The sequence below is a fragment of the Pseudomonas sp. UBA6323 genome (assembly GCF_002439135.1).
Taxonomy (GTDB): domain Bacteria; phylum Pseudomonadota; class Gammaproteobacteria; order Pseudomonadales; family Pseudomonadaceae; genus Aquipseudomonas.
Genome location: NZ_DJSX01000041.1, coordinates 78,927 through 96,108, shown reverse-complemented (window position 1 = coordinate 96,108; position 17,182 = coordinate 78,927). Strand labels below are relative to the sequence as shown.

The following is a 17,182-nucleotide window of genomic DNA, read 5'->3' as shown; positions in this document are numbered from 1 at the left end:
GGTGCGCGAGCGCATGGCCGAGCTCAAGCAGAGCTTCCCGCAGGGCATGGACTACGAAGTCGTCTATGACCCGACCATCTTCGTCCGTGGCTCCATCGAAGCGGTGGTGCATACCCTGCTCGAAGCCGTGGTGCTGGTGGTACTGGTGGTCGTGCTGTTCCTGCAAACATGGCGCGCCTCGATCATCCCGCTGGCCGCCGTACCGGTATCGCTGATCGGCACCTTCGCGGTCATGCATATGTTCGGCTTCTCGCTCAACGCCCTGTCGCTGTTCGGCCTGGTGCTGGCCATCGGCATCGTGGTGGACGACGCCATCGTCGTGGTGGAGAACGTCGAGCGCAACATCGCCCTGGGTAAAACACCGGTAGAAGCCACACGCCAGGCCATGAAGGAAGTGACCGGCCCCATCGTCGCCACTGCCCTGGTGCTGTGCGCGGTGTTCGTACCGACGGCCTTCATCTCCGGTCTCTCGGGCCAGTTCTATCAGCAGTTCGCCCTGACCATTGCCATTTCCACGGTGATCTCGGCAATCAACTCGCTGACCCTGTCGCCGGCACTCGCGGCCATCCTGCTCAAGGACCATCACGCGCCGAAGGATGGCTTCTCGCGTGTGCTCGACAAGCTGCTCGGTGGCTGGCTGTTCAGCCCGTTCAACCGCCTGTTCGACCGCGCCAGCAATGGTTACGTCGGTACCGTGCGCCGCGTTCTGCGTGGCAGCAGCATCGCCATGCTGATCTACGGTGGCCTGCTGGTGCTCGGCTATCTGGGTTTTTCCAGCACCCCGACCGGCTTCGTGCCGCAGCAGGACAAGCAGTACCTGGTGGCCTTCGCCCAATTGCCGGACGCCGCGACACTCGATCGTACCGAGTCAGTGATCAAGCGCATGAGCGAGATCGCCGGCAAATATCCGGGCGTGGAAAACACCGTGGCGTTCCCGGGCCTGTCGATCAATGGTTTCACCAACAGCCCCAACAGCGGCATCGTGTTCGTTGCACTGAAGGACTTCGACTTGCGCAAGGACGATCACCTGTCCGCCAACGCCATTGCCGCGGAACTGAACGGCCAGTTCGGAGAGATTCAGGACGCCTACATCGCCATCTTCCCGCCACCACCGGTACAAGGCCTGGGCACCATCGGCGGCTTCCGCCTGCAGATCCAGGACCGTGGCAACCTGGGCTATGAGGAGCTGTATACGCAGACCCAGAACATCCTTAATAAGGCCCGCCAGTTGCCGGAGCTGAACCCGATGTCGGTGTTCACCAGCTACCAGGTCAACGTGCCGCAGGTCGATGCCGCCATCGACCGTGAGAAGGCCAAGACCCATGGTGTGGCCATCAGCGACATCTTCGACACCCTGCAGGTGTACCTGGGCTCGCTGTACGCCAACGACTTCAACCGCTTCGGCCGCACCTACCAGGTCAACGTACAGGCCGACCAGCAGTTCCGCCTGGAGCCGGAGCAGATCGGCCAACTGAAGGTGCGCAACAACCGTGGCGAGATGGTGCCGCTGTCGACCTTCGTCAAGGTCGATGACAGCGCCGGCCCGGATCGGGTGATGCACTACAACGGCTTCCTCACCGCCGAGATCAACGGTGCCGCCGCACCGGGCTACAGCTCGGGCCAGGCTGAAGCAGCCATCGCCAAGCTGCTCAATGAGGAACTGCCGATCGGCATGACCTTCGAGTGGACCGATCTGACCTATCAGCAGATCCTCGCCGGCAATACCGCGATCTTCATCTTCCCGCTCTGCGTGCTGCTGGCCTTCCTGGTGCTAGCTGCCCAGTACGAGAGCTGGAGCCTGCCACTGGCGGTGATTCTGATTGTGCCGATCGTGCTCTTCACCGCCATCACCGGGGTGATCATCGCGGGGCTCGATAACAACATCTTCACCCAGATCGGCCTGATCGTGCTGGTGGGTCTGGCGTGCAAGAACGCCATCCTGATCGTCGAGTTCGCCAAGGAGAAACAGGAAGAGGGTCTCGATCGTGTCGCAGCGGTTCTGGAAGCCTGCCGCCTGCGTCTGCGCCCGATCCTGATGACCTCCATCGCCTTCATCATGGCCGTGGTGCCGCTGGTGCTGTCCAGCGGTGCGGGCGCCGAGATGCGCCATGCCATGGGTGTGGCGGTGTTCTCCGGGATGATCGGCGTGACCTTCTTCGGTCTGCTGTTGACGCCGGTGTTCTATGTCCTGATCCGTGGCTTCGTGGAAAAACGCGAAGCCCGCAAAGCCGCCCGCCTGCAGGAGTCGCATGCATGAAAGCCTTTGCCCCCGCCCTCCTGACCCTGGCGCTGTCGGCCTGCGCCGTCGGCCCGGACTACCGAGCGCCCGTGACCGAGCCAGCGCGCATTGCCGCGCTGGAAGCGGCCGACTACGACCGCAGCCGTTTCGAAGCGGCCTGGTGGCAGCAGTTCGACGACCCGACGCTGAACCAGTTGGTGCAGCGCTCGCTGCAGGACAACCGCGAGCTGCGCGTGGCGTTCAACCGCCTGCGTGCGGCACGTGCCATTCGCGATGACGTGGCCAACGACCGCCTGCCCACCGTCACCAGCCGCGCCAGCGGCGAGTTCGGCAAGGCTCAGCAGCCCCCGACCACGGACGAACGTGTTCGTCAGGAGCGCTACGACCTGGGCCTGGACATGGCCTGGGAGCTGGACCTGTTCGGTCGCATCCAGCGCCAACTGGAAGCCAGCGAGGCGCGCATCGAAGTGGCCGAGGCCGACTACTACCAGCTGCAGGTCAGCCTGATTGCCGAACTGGTCGATGCCTACGGCACCCTGCGCGGCGCGCAACTGCGCGAAAGCATCGCCCGCGAGAACCTGAAGAACCAGCAGGACTCGCGCGCCATCACCGAGCAGCTGCGCGATGCCGGAGTCGGCACCGAACTCGACGTGCTACGCGCCGATGCCCGCCTTGCGGCCACCGAAGCCAGCCTGCCGCAACTGCAGGCGCAGCAGGTGCGCGCGCAGAACCGCATCGCCACCCTGCTCGGCCAGCGCCCGGAACAACTGCAGATCGACCTGTCGCCCAAACCCCTGCCGGTGATCGCCAAGGCGCTGCCGATCGGCAATCCGGGCGAACTGCTGCGCCGTCGCCCGGATATCCAGGCGGCCGAGCGGCAGTTGGCGGCAGCCACTGCGGACGTTGGCGTGGCGACGGCGGATCTGTTCCCGCGAGTCAGCCTCTCCGGTTTTCTCGGCTTCACCGCTGGTCGTGGCTCGCAACTGGGCGCCTCGGCAGCCCGCGCCTGGGGCGTAGCACCGAGCATCAGCTGGGCGGCCTTCGACCTGGGTAGCGTGCGCGCCCGTCTGCGCGGCGCCGAAGCCGAGGCCAACGGCGCCCTGGCACAGTACGAACAGCAAGTGCTGCTGGCGCTGGAAGAGTCGGAAAACGCCTTCAGCGATTACGCCAAGCGCCAGCAGCGCCTGGTTTCCCTGGTACGCCAGGCCGAAGCCAGCCGCGCTGCTGCCGATCAGGCCGCGATTCGCTATCGCGAGGGCACGGTGGACTTTCTCGTCCTGCTCGATGCCGAGCGCGAACGCCTGGCCGCCGAAGATGCGCAAGCGTCCGCCGAGACAGAGCTATACAGCGGCATTGTCGCGATCTACAAGGCGCTCGGCGGTGGTTGGCAACCGCAGGCCTGAAACGTCTCTCCCCGGTCGGCAGCCTTGCCGACCTTTCCTCAGCCCCAGGGTGGATGCTCTGGGGCTTTTTTATGCCTGCCCGTCACACACCACGCGATTGCGGCCTTGGCTCTTGGCCCGATACAGCGCCGCATCGGCCCGTTGCAGCAGCGTCTGCGCCGCACTGCCGGCATCGCCCTGCATCGAAGCAATGCCGACGCTGATGCTGACGTGGCCCAACGGCGAACGCTCGTGCGGCAACGCCAGTGCTTCGACGGCCCTCACCAGTTTCTCCGCCATGCTCTGCGCCCCGGCAAGCCCGGTCGAGGGCGCGAGAAAGACGAACTCCTCACCGCCATAACGCGCCACCAGGTCGGTGGAGCGGCTGATGGTCGCAGCCAGGGTTTGCGCAACGTACTGCAGACAGCTATCGCCAGCGGGATGGCCGTAATGGTCGTTGTAGGCCTTGAACCAGTCGACATCCAGCACGGCCAGGGCCAGCGGCTCGCCGACACGCTGAGCGCGCTTGCACTCCCTGGCCAGCACCTCGTCGAAGTGCCGGCGGTTGGCGATGCCGGTCAGTGCGTCGGTCAGGCTGAGGGTTTCCAGGCGGCTATTGAGCACCTGCAGCGCTTCGGTGCGCTCGGCCACGCGGTGTTCCAGTTCGCGCTCGGAGCGCTGCAGGGTTTCCACCAGGTGTTCCTGGGCCTGCAGCAACGCCGCCTGCGCCTGCAGTTTTTCCTGACGCATGACATTGATACGGTCGGCCAGGGCGAAGGCCAGCAATAGCATCTCCAGCGACGAGCCGAGCTGCAGGCCGTCCACCGTGAAGGCGTTGGTCGGCAACAGGCCCATGGCACGCAGGCTGGTGGTGGCGCCCCCGAAAATCAGCAGGCCGAAGGCCGCGAGAAAGAAGTAGGCGCTGCGCTGACGTTTGAGGGCGCAGGCCACGCCTACGCCGAGCATCACGAAGGCAGTGAGTAGATTGACCACGATCGCCACACGTGAAACCTGCGCCAAGGCAATGGCGTAGATCAATGGCGAAACCAGATATAGCGCCACCAACGCCAGCAACCAGCGGTCCATCCGCGGCAACAGGCGTGCGGTCTGCAACATGCTGCGCATGAACAGCAACATCCCGCTCAGCGCCAGCGATGCGCCCGAGTAGTACGCCACGTTGGAGTTGAGCGGCAGGCCGAACAACGTCCAGTCAGGCGCCATGCCATTCTTGATCGTCAAGGCGCAGACGGCGCACAACACGAAGGTCACGTAGAGCAGATAGATGCGCTCACGTAAGGCAATGAACAGCATCAGGTTGAACAGGATCATCGCAACGGCGATGCCCATATAACCGGCACGCGCCATGTAGTCTTCGCGCTCGTAGGCATGGAACGCCTGCGCCGACCAGAGCTGCAACGGCACCAGTAGACCGATGCTCGACACGACCCGCAGGTACACCACCTGCTGCGAGTGCGCCGACAGGTGCAGCGGGAAGACGAAGTTGCGATTGTCGTAGGCCTTGCCGCTCTGCGGGCGATCAGCCCCGGTGAACCAGGCCCGATAGCCACCCTGCCCGTCCGGTACGTAGGCATCGACCAGGGAGATACGCGGGTTGTCGACCACCAACAGGCGCGTCAGCGACTGGTCGCTGGAGTTGCCGACTTCAAGACGAAACCAGTAGGCCGAACGGGTAAAGCCCAGCGCAAACGAGGCGCTGTCGACCGGCTGATGATGAAAGTGCTCAGCCATATCGACAGAGCTAATGACATCGAAAGTTAGGGTGCGAGTAGAATCTTCCAGCATTGCCACATGAGCGGTCAGTGATACGGGATCCTGCTCCAGCTGCGCAGCGTCGATAGAGCCAGCCGCGGCCCCTGCTTGCAGCGGGAGCAACAACAAGCCCAGCATGAGCCAGAAATAGAACCGGAAGCGGCGATGGCGATTCATGGAAAGGTATCGGCTGGGACGCGGACGAGCCCCAGCTCAGGCGATGACAGGGAGCCAGAGTCTACAAGACAATGGCCGAACAGCGACAACCAAGTCGCGATCCATGGTGCCAATATCATGCACTCACAGATCAACAACGCCCTCGCCCTCCTGCGCCACCACCTGGGCGATACGCTATTGGCCGCGCACCTGTTCGGCTCCGCTGTCGCTGACGGCCTGAGGCCAGGAAGCGATATCGACCTGCTGGTCACCGTCAGCACGTCGCTGAGCGACGAGACGCGCCAGGCCCTGATGACGGACCTGCTGCGGTTGTCGGCCTGGCCGGCCACCGTTCACCTGCGCCCTCTGGAGGTGACGGTACTGGTACACGACGCCGTGCGCCCCTGGCGCTACCGACCGATGCGCGAACTGCAGTTCGGCGAATGGCTGCGCGACGATCTGCAGGCGGGTCGCTTTGAGCCCGTCATGGCCGATCATGACCTGGCCATCCTCCTGAGCCAGGTGCGCCTGCACGGTATCAGCCTGCTCGGCCCACCGGCTGCCGAACTGTTCGAACCGGTGCCCGAGGCGGACATGTTTCGCGCACTGCACGACACCGCCGCGCAATGGAACGGGCAGAGCGACTGGCTGGGCGATGAGTGCAACGTCATACTGGCCCTGGCGCGCATCTGGCTGACGCTGAGCAGCGGCGAGATCGCCGCCAAGGACGTTGCCGCCAACTGGCTGCTCGAGCGCTTACCTCTGGCACACCGGCCGCTGCTGGAAACTGCGCGAGACGTTTATCTGGGGCAGGCCCGGGATGACCTGGCACAGCGACCGCAGGCGCTGGCCGACTTCATCGGTCATGCGCGGCGCCAAATCGAACGGCTGCACGGTCAGTCGCCCGGTCGACGGACTTGCTCATGATGGAGAAGCCAATGACAGCCGACCAGATCGCCGCTTTCTGTCTCGCCCTGCCCGGTGCTCGCGAAGACCTCAAGTGGGGCAGCAACCGGGTGTTCTCGGTGGCGGGCAACAAGATGTTCGCCATCCTCGATTTCCTCGGCGAAGACCTGGCCTTCAAGGTCGATGATGACCTGTTTCTTGGCTATGTAGACCGCCCAGGCATCCGCCCTGCGCCCTATCTGGCCCGCGCGCGCTGGATCAGCATGAGCGCCCGGCAGTTGCCGCTGGGCGACGACGAGCTGCGCCAGTTGCTGACTCGCTCGCATCAACTGGTGGTACGCAGGCTGCCCAAACGCCTGCGACCCGGCCTGCTACTGGACGAATAAGGGGATGTGGCGAGCGATGTAGGCGCCATCGAGCAACAGCAGGTCGATCCAGAATATCTGATGTGCAGCGACGATCAGCCAAAAAACTTTCTGATAGGACGCCTTGCGCGTCTTGTGCCTGAAGGCCTGTTGGGCAATCAGAGCGCCCGGCCAACCACCGGCCAGCTCCACCAGATGCAAGGTGTTTTCCGCTGTGCGGCGGCCACCGTTTTGGGCGCTGCGTTTGTCCAGCCAGTACTGCACGAAGCTCAGCAGACTGGCCACCAGATAAAGCGGCAATATCCACCAGTGGCCCTTGCCTGACAGTTGCAGCGCGCCCAGCAGTGGCAAGACGCACAGCAAAGCGAGCATCACCGCCTTGCCGGAGAAATTCTGGATAGAACCTTTAGCCACTGCCTTGTGCGCGGATCTGGCGGGCGTCTTTCGCGCTACCGAAGCGGCCGAGCTGGGACTTTTCGGCTTGCGCCGGATCGCCTGGCGGTCGAGGCTCAACTCGCCGGCCAGGCGCAGGTGTTCGGCGCGCGGCCGGCCATGCGGGTCGCGCCCTTCGATGAACAGTACGTCATCCCCCGGCTGCGGGCGCCGGTCGCCACGCATCACCGAAATATGGGCGAAAACCTCTGCCCCGCCGTTTTCCGGCTGAATGAAACCGAAGCCCTTGGCGTCGTCCCAGCTTTTCAGGCGCCCCTTGCGCTCGTTGCCGATCACGGCTGCGCCGTGCTCCAGTCGATCAGGTGCAGCTGCCAGGTGGCGAGAATCACCAGGCCGAAAGCGATGCGATACCAGGCGAACACGGCATAGCTGTGGCTGGTGATGAACTTGAGCAGCGCACGCACGGTGATCATCGCCACGATAAAGGTGCTGACGAAGCCGATGGCGAAGATCGGCAGGTCGCTCATCTGCAGAATGTCGCGGTACTTGAACAGCGAATAGACCGTGGCTGCGACCATGGTCGGCATCGCCAGGAAGAACGAAAACTCCGTCGCTGCCTTGCGCGACAGACCGAACACCAGACCGCCGATAATGGTCGCCCCCGAGCGCGATGTCCCCGGAATCAGCGCCAGGCACTGAGCGAAGCCCACCTTCAAAGCCAGTTTCCAGTTCATGTCGTCGACCGTCTCGGCCTGGATCTTGTGATCACGCTTCTCCGCCCAGAGCATGATGATGCCGCCGATGATCAGCGCCATGGCGACGGTGATCGGATTGAACAGCCAGTGCTCGATCAGGTCGGCGAAGGCCAGACCGAAGATCACCGCCGGAATGAACGCCAGAAACAGATTGAAGCTGAAGCGTTGGGCCTTCGGGTCGTTGGGTAAGCCGACCACCACGGCCAGCACCTTCGCCCGGAACTCCCATATGACCGCCAGAATGGCGCCGAGCTGGATGATGATCTTGAACGCTGTCGCGGTTTCGCCGTTGAAGCCAAGCAGATCACCCACCACGATCAGGTGCCCGGTGCTGGAAATCGGCAAGAACTCGGTCAGGCCTTCCACAATGCCCAGAATCAGGGCCTGAAAGGCCGCCCAAATATCCATCAAATCCCCCAAAGCGCGGCGACTCACCTGCGCGTAAAACTAGAACGTGGAACATAGATCCCGCCGTGGGACACAAACCCGCCGCGGAGGTTCCTCGCGTAGGTCTAGCTCGGTGCTTGCTCAGGTTCTGTACCGAACGGCCGAAATGCTATCAGACAACTAGAGTGAATAATGCGGCGATGTGACAGTATTGCCTCGCGCACTCTAGAGTTGCCCTGAAGCCGACAATTACAACAATCAGGTATTCGTCCATGAACAGCTTACGTAGTCTTCCCATCAGCCGCCGCCTATGGCTGATCCTGGCGCTGGCCATCCTGACGCTGATCCTGCAGGGAGCCTATATGCTGCGCCAGATTCACACTGACCTGTACTTCGGCAAGTCGGAAAAGACCGAACACGTGGTGCAGAGCGCCGCCGGCATCCTCAAGCACTTCCATAGCCTGGAAAGCGCCGGCAGCATGAGCCGCGACCAGGCGCAGAAGCAGGCTATGGAAGTGATTCGCGGCTTACGCTACGACGGCCAGGAGTATTTCTGGATCAACGACCAGACGCCGGTCATGCTCATGCACCCGATGAATGCCAAGCTCGAGGGCCAGAACCTTTCCGGCTTCAAGGACCCTGACGGCAAGGCACTGTTCAACGAGATGGTCGCCATCACCCGCAGCCAGGGCGCCGGCCAGGTCGACTACCGCTGGCCGAAACCAGGCGCCAGCGACCCTGTTCCGAAGATTTCCTACGTCGAGCTGTTTCAGCCCTGGGGCTGGATCATCGGCTCCGGCGTATATGTCGACGATGTGCAGGCGGAATTCAGGACCCAGGCGCTGAAGGCCATGAGCATCGGCCTGTTGATCGCCCTCCTCCTCGCCGCTCTGGTGGTACTGATCACCCGCAGCATCGTGCGGCCGCTACAAGCTGCGGTTGAGGCGATGGCCAACATCGCCAGCGGCGAAGGCGATTTGACCCGCAACCTCGACACCCACGGCCGCGACGAGCTCACCTCGCTGGCAACCTATTTCAATGCCTTTACCGACAGGCTGCGTCACGTCATACGGCAGATGCTCGACTCGGCAGGTTCGCTGGACCAGGCCGCACGCACCCTCGACGATATCTCCAGCGAAGCGCAGCGCCACAGCCAGCAGCAGGCGCAGCAGATGGAACTGGTGGCTACCGCTGTCAACCAGGTGACTTACGGCGTGCAGGACGTGGCGAAGAACGCCGAACACGCCTCCGGTGAAATGCACACGGCCGAGGAACAGGCCAGCCAGGGGCAGCGGAACATCGAAGCGAGCCTGCGTCAGATCGATCAACTCTCGGGCACCATCGACAAGGCCGTCGAGGTGATCCAGTCGCTGGCCAGCGAGAGCACGCAGATCGGCAGCGTACTGGAAGTGATCCGATCCATCGCCGAGCAGACCAACCTGCTTGCCCTCAACGCCGCCATCGAGGCGGCACGCGCAGGCGAACAGGGCCGCGGGTTCGCCGTAGTCGCCGATGAGGTGCGGCTGCTGGCGCAACGTACCCAGCAGTCCACAGCCGAAATCCAGGGCATGATCGAACGCCTGCAAGGCAACTCGGAGGCCGCGGTCAAGGTGATCCATGACAGCAGCCGCGCTTCCCAGTTGACCGTGGAACAGGCCAGCCAGGCCGGTGAAAGCCTTGCCCAGATCGCCCAGTCGCTGCGCAACCTGACCGGGCTCAACGCCTCGATCGCCAGTGCCACTCTGGAGCAGTCGCACGTGGTGGAAGACATCAATCAGAACGTCACGCAGACGGCGGCGCTGGCTCACAAAACCGCCGAAGCCGCCGAACAGTCGAGCGCGGCCAGCCAGCACCTCAAGCAACTGGCCGACCAGCTCAACCGCCTGCTCGGGCAGTTCCGCGTATGAGGCAGGCATGAGCAGCATGCAACATCAGGAGGTCGATTTCAGTCGGCCGCAGAACCAGGACCTGATCTGGGACCTGGACAGCATGGCCCGCCGCGAGCTGGCCGAGCGCTTCATCAAGCTGTTCGAGAACCGCCTGTGCGTCTATTCCGAGTCGGTGGGGCAGCTGTACACCAACTACAGCTTGCATTTCCCCAGCGATCTCGGGCGCAAGATGGTGGTGCTGCCTAACCCTTATGCGTTCCACGACACCCTGCACGGCATCGACAGCCAGGCCATTCGCAAGACAGGCCTGTGTGTCTTGCCCGGCCGGGTGATCGGCAAACCCGGGCTGTTGCTCAGCACCCAGATCAGGGACGGCGGCCCGGCACCCAAGACCATGGCGTTCAAACCAGCACTGGCGCAGATCATCAGCAACCAGAAGAAAATCGGTGACTTGTTCCTGCCGGTACTGATGAAAGGCGATCTGCGCGAGTTCGACCAGCAAATGCCCTACATTCACCTGCACCGCCTGCAACTGGCGCGTCTGGAACGATTGTCGAGCTTCGAACGCGACGACATCCAGCAGACCATCACGCGCAAGCTGCTGATGCTCTACCGGCAGGCCGACAGCCTGGTGTGCTGAGCCCTCCACATCAGTACAATCGCCACCCTTTCCCCGCTTGAGGACGCCGCATGTCCTGGCTCGAACTCATTGCTGCCGGGCTCGGCATCGTCGCGGTATGGCTGACCGTCCGACAGAACCCCTGGTGCTGGCCCATCGGCTTGATCATGGTGCTGCTCTACGCCTGGCTGTTCTACGACTGGCGGCTGTATTCCAACCTGCTTCTGCAATTGCTGTTCGCAGCACTGCAACTCTACGGCTGGTGGCAATGGACCCGAGGCGGCGAGCGTCATGATGGGCGCAAGGTCAGCCGCCTGGGACTCCCCGCGGTCGCCGCCGGCCTGCTGATCGGCGTGCTCGGCGCCTGGCTGCTCGGCTATCTGATGGCCACCTACACAGACGCCAGCTCGCCTTGGCTGGATTCGGCACTGACCGCCTTCAGCCTGGTCGCGCAGTTATGGATGGCGCAAAAACTCCTGCAATGCTGGATGCTGTGGGTGGTCGTGGACCTCTGCTACGTGGCGTTCTTCCTGTATAACGAGCTGTATCTCACCGCTGCTCTCTACGCCGCCTTCACCGCCCTGGCCGTCAGCGGCTGGCTGAGCTGGCGCCGCGATCCGGCCCTGCAGTACGCATCATGAAAGTACTGGTGCTGACGGGGCCGGAGTCCAGCGGCAAGAGCTGGCTGGCAGAAGAAATACAGACGCGCTTCGGTGGCGTGGTGGTCGGCGAATACGTGCGCCACTTCATCGACGAGCAGCAGCGCGATACCTGCTATGCCGATATCGCCGAGATCGCCCGCGGGCAATTGGCTTGGGAGGATGCCGCGCGGGCAGCCAGACCCGCGCTGCTGATTCTCGACACGCACCTGTTGAGCAACATGCTGTGGAGCCAGTTTCTGTTCGGCGATTGCCCAGGTTGGCTGGAAACCGAGCTGCTTGCACGTCACTACGATCAGCATCTGCTGCTCGACCCAGCGGGCGTGCCCTGGGTCGAGGATGGCCAGCGCTGCCAGCCGCAACTGGCTGAGCGCCAGGCTTTTCATCAGGCCTGTCGGGACAGGCTGCTGAAACACGAGCTGCCCTTCAGCGAGCTGTCCGGCAGTTGGCGCGAACGGCGCGAGGCAGCGCTTGAGCAGGTCGCAGCGCTGCTCGGTTCAACTGACCAGCACGCTGGCCCAGGCCACTAGCAGGCTCAGGCACACCACCAGCGTCAACGGCGTACGCAGTGCCGGATACCATTGCGGTGCCAGCCCGACGCGTACTGCGTGCATATCGGCCAGGTACAGGCCGATGAAGGCGAACAGGAAGATCAGCAGCGACACTCCCATCGGCAGTCCGCCAGCCAGCGCGGCCCACCCCAGCATAGGCGGAATCACCGAGAGCCCCAGCTGCAGTTTGGCATTCTCGTCGGTCTCTTCCGCGCGCATCGCCAAGCCCCAGTGAATGGCGCCCATGAAAGCCAGGATCACTGCCGAGAAATCCAGCAAGGCATCCAGCACGAAGGGTCGCCAGCCCAAGGGAATCACCCAGATGCCCAGCGCGCCGCCGACGAATGGCAGCAGCCCGGCATAACCCAGCAACACGGCCAGTTTCGGCGGCTTAGCGGCGTCGAACGGGTGCATGGAAATCTCCTTGGCGATAGGTTTGCCAAGCACCTTAGCAGTGTTTCTGGGGCGTTACAGCATGCGCTTCAGCGCAGACGATGCTTGTGCAGCAGGCGATAGAAAGTCGGCCGCGAGATCCCCAGCGTGCGCGCCGCCTGACTCATGTTGTGCGTGTAACGCCCCAACACGTCGCTCAGCGCCTGGCGCTCGGCCCGCAGGATGTAGTCCTCGAGTGTCACCGGGCAGGCGGTGTCGGCCTGTGCCGACTGCAAGCCCAGGTCTTTGGCCTGAATCTGCCGCCCCTGCGCCAGTACCACGGCGCGAATCACGCGATTGCGCAGTTCGCTTACGTTGCCGGGCCAGCCGTGACAGAGCATGGCATCGATCGCATCCTCGCTGAAACGCCGCTTCTGGTGGCCAACCAACTCGCCATGCTTTTTGGCGAAATGCTCGGCCAGCAGCAACAGATCGCCAGGCTGCTCACGCAGATTCGGCGTGTGCAGTCGCTGCGTCGCCAGCAGATGAAACAGGTCACGGCTGAAGCGTCTTTGCTGCACAGCCTGCATCAGCTCTCCACCATCGAGGGTCACCAGCGAGGCCCGAGGATGGACCAGCAGGTAACCCAGCAAGCGCTGCTGCGCGGCATCAGGCAATTGTGCGGCGTGTTCGATCAGGACGGTGGTAGTACTCGATGCAGCCACGACGGCCTCATCGAAGCACTCGGCGCAATTCACCAGGCGCACTGCCTGTGCCCGGCGGGCGCTGCGCTGATGGAGCAAGTGCGCCAGCAGATGTTTGCCGCTGCCCCGCTCGCCGCTGACGAGCAACGGGCCGTCGACACGACTCAGGCACTCCATGTGCTTGCGCAGGCTTCGCGCCGTGCCGCTATTGCCCAGAAACTGCGATGATTGCCGCCCGGCTGTAAGCCTGCGCAAGCGCGTGGCTGCCTGCGCCTGCTGCAAAACCTCAATCAGACGTGGAATTTCCACCGGTAGCGACAACACGGCGAAACACCAGTCCCCGACGAGCACTTCGCTATCGATTGGCTTCAGGCGCTGGGCATTCAGCAGTGCCACGCACGACAGCCCCGTTCGTTGCAGGTGTTGGAGCAATGCGTATTCAGGTTGCTGGTCGAGGTGAAGCAGAAGCGCATCACCTCCATCGGCTGTAAAGGTATCTGCCGGACAAAGCTGCAAGGTCCAGCCAGAGGCCCGCAGAGGCTCAAGCAACGTCTCGCATGCAGCGAAAGGCTCCAGCACCAGTAAACGCCGGGATACTACGGATACAGCCTGCATACTCCATCCTTGGCGCCATTATTTTGTATCCCAATAAAAACAATGCTTTGGCGCACACAAATGTAACGCTAGCAAGAACTTTGACGCTTAATGGATCATTTCTCTATAAGCCTTGTTCCTGTGGGTTATTGCGCAGTTTTCATGATCATCGCGATGGCACCTTGCCAATAGCCTGCAGTATTGGCATAACGAGCCAATTAATAAGAACGCCACAAGGATGTTCCGATGCGTCTGCTCCGCCGTGTTTTCAAACTCGTTATCTTGCTGGCGTTGATCGGCCTGGCGGTGGTGTTGTACTACGTGGCCAACCCCAACCTGCCGACCTACCAGCAGCCAGACAAGTTGCATTATCTGCAGCAGTGGAGCGAGGAGCAGCGCCAGACTTACTACTACACACCGCAAGGCACCACGGTCAAAGGCCTGCACTACGACTGGTTCACTGCGCTGGAAATGCCCTTCAGCACGGAAAAGTTCGCCCGTCTCGATTACCTGGCCCGCTTCGGCTTTCTCACCGATCCCAGGCAGCAGCCAAGCGCACTCAACCCCGGCAACCTGCCCGTCGGCTTCGCCAGGCATCAGGACAGCGAGAGCGGCGAGCACTTTCTCGATATCAGCTGCGCTGCCTGCCATACCGGTGAGCTGCGCTACCAGGGCCATGCCGTGCGCATCGATGGCGGCGCCGCCCTGCATTCGCTGGCATCCACCGTACCCACCCTGCGCGGCGGTGGCTTCGGCCAGGCGCTGGGCATGAGCATGGCCTTCACTTACTACAACCCGCTGAAATTCCGTCGCTTCGCCCAGCAAGTGCTGGGCGACCAGTACGAGCAAGGCCGTGATCAGTTGCGCGAGGAATTCAAACAGGTGCTCGACCGCCTGCTGGCGACTGCATTCAACGACTGGCATCGCGGCCTTTACCCGACCGAGGAAGGATTTGGTCGTACCGATGCATTCGGCCGTATCGCCAACACCGTATTCGGCGACGACCTTGACGACAGCAATTACCGCATCGCCAATGCCCCGGTGAGCTACCCACATCTCTGGGACATCTGGACGTTCGACTGGGTGCAATGGAATGGCTCGGCCATGCAACCGATGGCGCGCAACGTCGGCGAGGCCCTTGGCGTCGGCGCCAGCCTGCATCTGCTCGACGAACACGGCAAAGGCGTCACCGAGGCCGATCGCTACGCCTCCAGCGTGCGCCTGCACGATCTGTACACCCTCGAGGAAACCCTGAAACAGCTGCAGCCACCAAAATGGCCGCAAGCCATATTCGGCGCGGTGGATTTGCCCCTGGCCAGTCGCGGCAAGGCCCTCTACAGCGAAAACTGCGCTTACTGCCACGCTGCCGATCCCAAACCGCGGGACGAGCGTCTGGCGCCATCACGCGATCCCGAGTGGAAAATGCGCGTGGTGCCGGTCAGCATCGTCGGTACCGATCCGACCACTGCCGACAATATCGCCGATCATCGTTTCGACATCAGCCGCCTGGGCTGGACCAAGGCCGAACTGTCGAAGCTGGATGTAAGGTTGTACGGCGCCAGCCTCGATGATGTGGATTTCAAGAGCCTTTCCAGTGCCAAGGCCCTTGCCTACATCACTGCCTATGTGGAAAACCGCGCCTATCAGGACGCCGGCATCGGGCCGCGCCAACGCCAGGAAATGGACGGCTACGGCCTGCCCATCGGTGTTCAGGAGAAGCGCGGCTACAAGGCCCGCCCGCTGGACGGCATCTGGGCCACCCCGCCCTTTCTACATAACGGCTCGGTGCCCAATCTGTTCGAGCTGCTCTCCCCCATTTACGAGCGACAAGCCAAGTTCTGGGTCGGCAACTTCGAATACGACCCGGTACGCGTGGGCTATCGCAGCGAAGAGTTCGAGGGCGGCTTCCTGCTCGACACCCGGGTCACCGGCAATGGCAACGGCGGTCATGAATTCCGCGACGGCTGCCGCCAGGAAGGCGTGATCGGCCGCGCCCTGTCGCCGGACGAGCGTCTGGCGCTGATCGAATACCTCAAGGTGCTCGGCAATGCCGAACTGGAAACCCAGCTCAGCGATGTGCCGGTACGCCCCTGGACGCCCGGCCCGAGCTGCGAAGGCTGATTTCAACCGATACCTAGAACAAGGATTGCAACGATGTTGAAACGCTTCTGGCTCTGGCTCGGTCGCCTGCTCGGCAAACTGCTGCTCACCGTCGCGCTGCTCGGCCTGGTTGGCTGGGGACTGGGCGAGGCCTATTACGCCTGGAAATTCTCCGGCCCGGTTTCCACTGAAGAAGAAATCGCTCCGGATGAAGCCGCACTGAGCCGGTTGATCATCGAAGATGCGGTGCGCATCGTCGAGCAGCACCGTGACAATACCCGCGTGTTGCGCGATGCCCATGCCAAGGCACACGGCTGTGTCCGGGCAGAGATGCAGGTGCTGGATACGCTGGACGAATCATTGCGCCAAGGCGTGTTCAGTGAGCCAGGGCATACCTGGCAAGCATGGATGCGCCTGTCCAACGGCAACGCCTATCCGCAATTCGACCGCGCCCGCGATGCCCGCGGCATGGCCATCAAGCTGCTCGACGTACCGGGTGAGAAACTCATGAAGAGCCCGGCACATGCTGGCGAGCAGGATTTCGTGATGTTCAATCACCCGGCCTTCTTCGTGCGAGACGTGGCTGAATACCGCAGCAACTTCGCCGCCCAGGCCGACGGCAAGAAGGCCCTGGCGTTCTTTCCCAGCTGGGATCCGCGCACCTGGGAAGTACGCCACCTGATCATCGCCCTGAAAACCCTGGCGCCTGCACCGGAAAGCCCGGTGGCTACCACCTACAATTCCATTGCACCGTTCAAGCTCGGTGAGCTGAACATCAAGTACCGAGTCATACCGGCTGCGCAGAACTGCCCACCCTATGAACTGCCGGAACAGAACACCGACTTGCCCAACTTCCTGCGCAATGCGCTTTACCAGCAACTGTCACTGGATCGCGCACCGGCGTGCTTCGAACTTCAGGTGCAAAAACAGAACGCGCAGCACTACATGCCCATCGAAGATCCGACAGTGGAATGGAACGAAAAGATATCGCCCTTTGAAAGCGTCGCGCGTATTACCGTGCAGCCGCAGGACTTCGACAGCCGCGAACAAAATCTCTTCTGCGACAATTTGTCCTTCAACCCCTGGCATGCGTTACCCGAACACCGTCCTATCGGCGGCATAAACCGTTTGCGCAAGTCGGTATATGAAGCAGTAAGCGCCTACCGCCATCAGCGCAACGCCCCAGCCCCCGCTGCGCCTGAGCCGCAGCCGATCGCAGAGGAAGCGCAGAAGGAACTTTCACAGTAGAAAGTTGTAATCGCCGAGACGCCAGAAGTTTTTACCGAGGCACTTCGCACAGCAATAAAACTTTTTTCAGCGATGTGTGACTTATGGGTTCGC

At 62.5% G+C, this 17,182-nt stretch carries 14 protein-coding genes and 2 pseudogenes; 11 read left to right on the top strand and 5 right to left on the bottom strand.

The window, feature by feature from the left end:
- Together B3P22_RS09490 and B3P22_RS09485 are read left to right on the top strand one after the other, a co-directional pair.
- Window positions 1-2,257, top strand: a 2,257-nt coding sequence (locus B3P22_RS09490) for an efflux RND transporter permease subunit (protein ID WP_296270779.1), incomplete at its 5' end; no start/stop codon positions are given.
- Entirely contained in the window at window positions 2,254-3,642 is a 1,389-nt protein-coding gene (locus B3P22_RS09485; protein ID WP_296270778.1) for an efflux transporter outer membrane subunit, read from the top strand. The genes B3P22_RS09490 and B3P22_RS09485, both read left to right, overlap by 4 nt.
- A 69-nt stretch (window positions 3,643-3,711) precedes the next feature.
- On the opposite strand, the gene B3P22_RS09480 is transcribed toward B3P22_RS09485, so the two are convergent.
- Complete coding sequence (locus tag B3P22_RS09480; RefSeq protein WP_296270782.1) at window positions 3,712-5,529, bottom strand: diguanylate cyclase; 1,818 nt, start codon at window positions 5,527-5,529, stop codon at window positions 3,712-3,714.
- 156 nt (window positions 5,530-5,685) lie between these two features.
- Here B3P22_RS09480 and B3P22_RS09475 point away from each other — a divergent pair, with 156 nt between their 5' ends.
- Both B3P22_RS09475 and B3P22_RS09470 read left to right on the top strand, forming a co-directional pair.
- A complete protein-coding gene (locus tag B3P22_RS09475) occupies window positions 5,686-6,474 on the top strand; it encodes an aminoglycoside adenylyltransferase family protein (RefSeq protein WP_296270777.1) in 789 nt (262 codons plus the stop codon).
- A gap of 11 nt (window positions 6,475-6,485) precedes the next feature.
- The gene (locus tag B3P22_RS09470) at window positions 6,486-6,839 is read left to right on the top strand and encodes an MmcQ/YjbR family DNA-binding protein (RefSeq protein ID WP_296270776.1); all 354 of its coding nucleotides are present in this window, start codon (window positions 6,486-6,488) and stop codon (window positions 6,837-6,839) included.
- Here the strand turns inward: B3P22_RS09470 and B3P22_RS09465 are convergent.
- Both B3P22_RS09465 and B3P22_RS09460 read right to left on the bottom strand, forming a co-directional pair.
- Window positions 6,825-7,547 (bottom strand): DUF1294 domain-containing protein, encoded by a 723-nt coding sequence (locus B3P22_RS09465; protein ID WP_296270775.1) that lies wholly within the window; start codon window positions 7,545-7,547, stop codon window positions 6,825-6,827. The two genes, B3P22_RS09470 and B3P22_RS09465, sit on opposite strands and share 15 nt — an antisense overlap.
- Window positions 7,544-8,374 carry an undecaprenyl-diphosphate phosphatase gene (locus tag B3P22_RS09460; RefSeq protein ID WP_296270774.1) on the bottom strand — a complete coding sequence of 277 codons (831 nt, stop codon included), beginning with the start codon at window positions 8,372-8,374 and terminating at the stop codon, window positions 7,544-7,546. The genes B3P22_RS09465 and B3P22_RS09460 overlap by 4 nt, the downstream gene beginning before the upstream one ends.
- A gap of 251 nt (window positions 8,375-8,625) precedes the next feature.
- Between B3P22_RS09460 and B3P22_RS23870 the strand changes: the two are divergent.
- The 5 genes and pseudogenes from B3P22_RS23870 to B3P22_RS09440 all read left to right on the top strand — a co-directional run.
- A pseudogene (locus B3P22_RS23870) lies at window positions 8,626-9,354 on the top strand (cache domain-containing protein); the annotation flags it as partial.
- A 138-nt stretch (window positions 9,355-9,492) separates the two neighbouring features.
- Window positions 9,493-10,260 (top strand): annotated as a pseudogene (locus B3P22_RS23865) (methyl-accepting chemotaxis protein); the annotation flags it as partial.
- A 7-nt stretch (window positions 10,261-10,267) separates the two neighbouring features.
- Window positions 10,268-10,882: a hypothetical protein gene (locus tag B3P22_RS09450; RefSeq protein WP_296270772.1), complete on the top strand. Its 615-nt coding sequence runs from the start codon at window positions 10,268-10,270 to the stop codon at window positions 10,880-10,882.
- Between the two features lie 50 nt (window positions 10,883-10,932).
- A complete protein-coding gene (gene pnuC / locus B3P22_RS09445) occupies window positions 10,933-11,502 on the top strand; it encodes a nicotinamide riboside transporter PnuC (RefSeq protein WP_296270771.1) in 570 nt (189 codons plus the stop codon).
- Window positions 11,499-12,050, top strand: coding sequence for an AAA family ATPase (locus B3P22_RS09440; RefSeq protein WP_296270770.1), 552 nt, complete (start codon window positions 11,499-11,501; stop codon window positions 12,048-12,050). The genes pnuC and B3P22_RS09440 overlap by 4 nt, the downstream gene beginning before the upstream one ends.
- On the opposite strand, the gene B3P22_RS09435 is transcribed toward B3P22_RS09440, so the two are convergent.
- Both B3P22_RS09435 and B3P22_RS09430 read right to left on the bottom strand, forming a co-directional pair.
- Window positions 12,018-12,485 (bottom strand): DUF3429 domain-containing protein, encoded by a 468-nt coding sequence (locus B3P22_RS09435; protein ID WP_296270769.1) that lies wholly within the window; start codon window positions 12,483-12,485, stop codon window positions 12,018-12,020. The genes B3P22_RS09440 and B3P22_RS09435 overlap by 33 nt on opposite strands.
- A gap of 68 nt (window positions 12,486-12,553) precedes the next feature.
- The gene (locus B3P22_RS09430; protein WP_296270768.1) at window positions 12,554-13,543 is read right to left on the bottom strand and encodes a sigma-54-dependent transcriptional regulator; all 990 of its coding nucleotides are present in this window, start codon (window positions 13,541-13,543) and stop codon (window positions 12,554-12,556) included.
- 444 nt (window positions 13,544-13,987) lie between these two features.
- Here B3P22_RS09430 and B3P22_RS09425 point away from each other — a divergent pair, with 444 nt between their 5' ends.
- Together B3P22_RS09425 and B3P22_RS09420 are read left to right on the top strand one after the other, a co-directional pair.
- A complete protein-coding gene (locus tag B3P22_RS09425) occupies window positions 13,988-15,862 on the top strand; it encodes a di-heme-cytochrome C peroxidase (protein ID WP_296270767.1) in 1,875 nt (624 codons plus the stop codon).
- A gap of 33 nt (window positions 15,863-15,895) precedes the next feature.
- A complete protein-coding gene (locus tag B3P22_RS09420) occupies window positions 15,896-17,089 on the top strand; it encodes a catalase family protein (protein ID WP_296270766.1) in 1,194 nt (397 codons plus the stop codon).
- The last annotated feature ends 93 nt before the right edge of the window (window positions 17,090-17,182 follow it).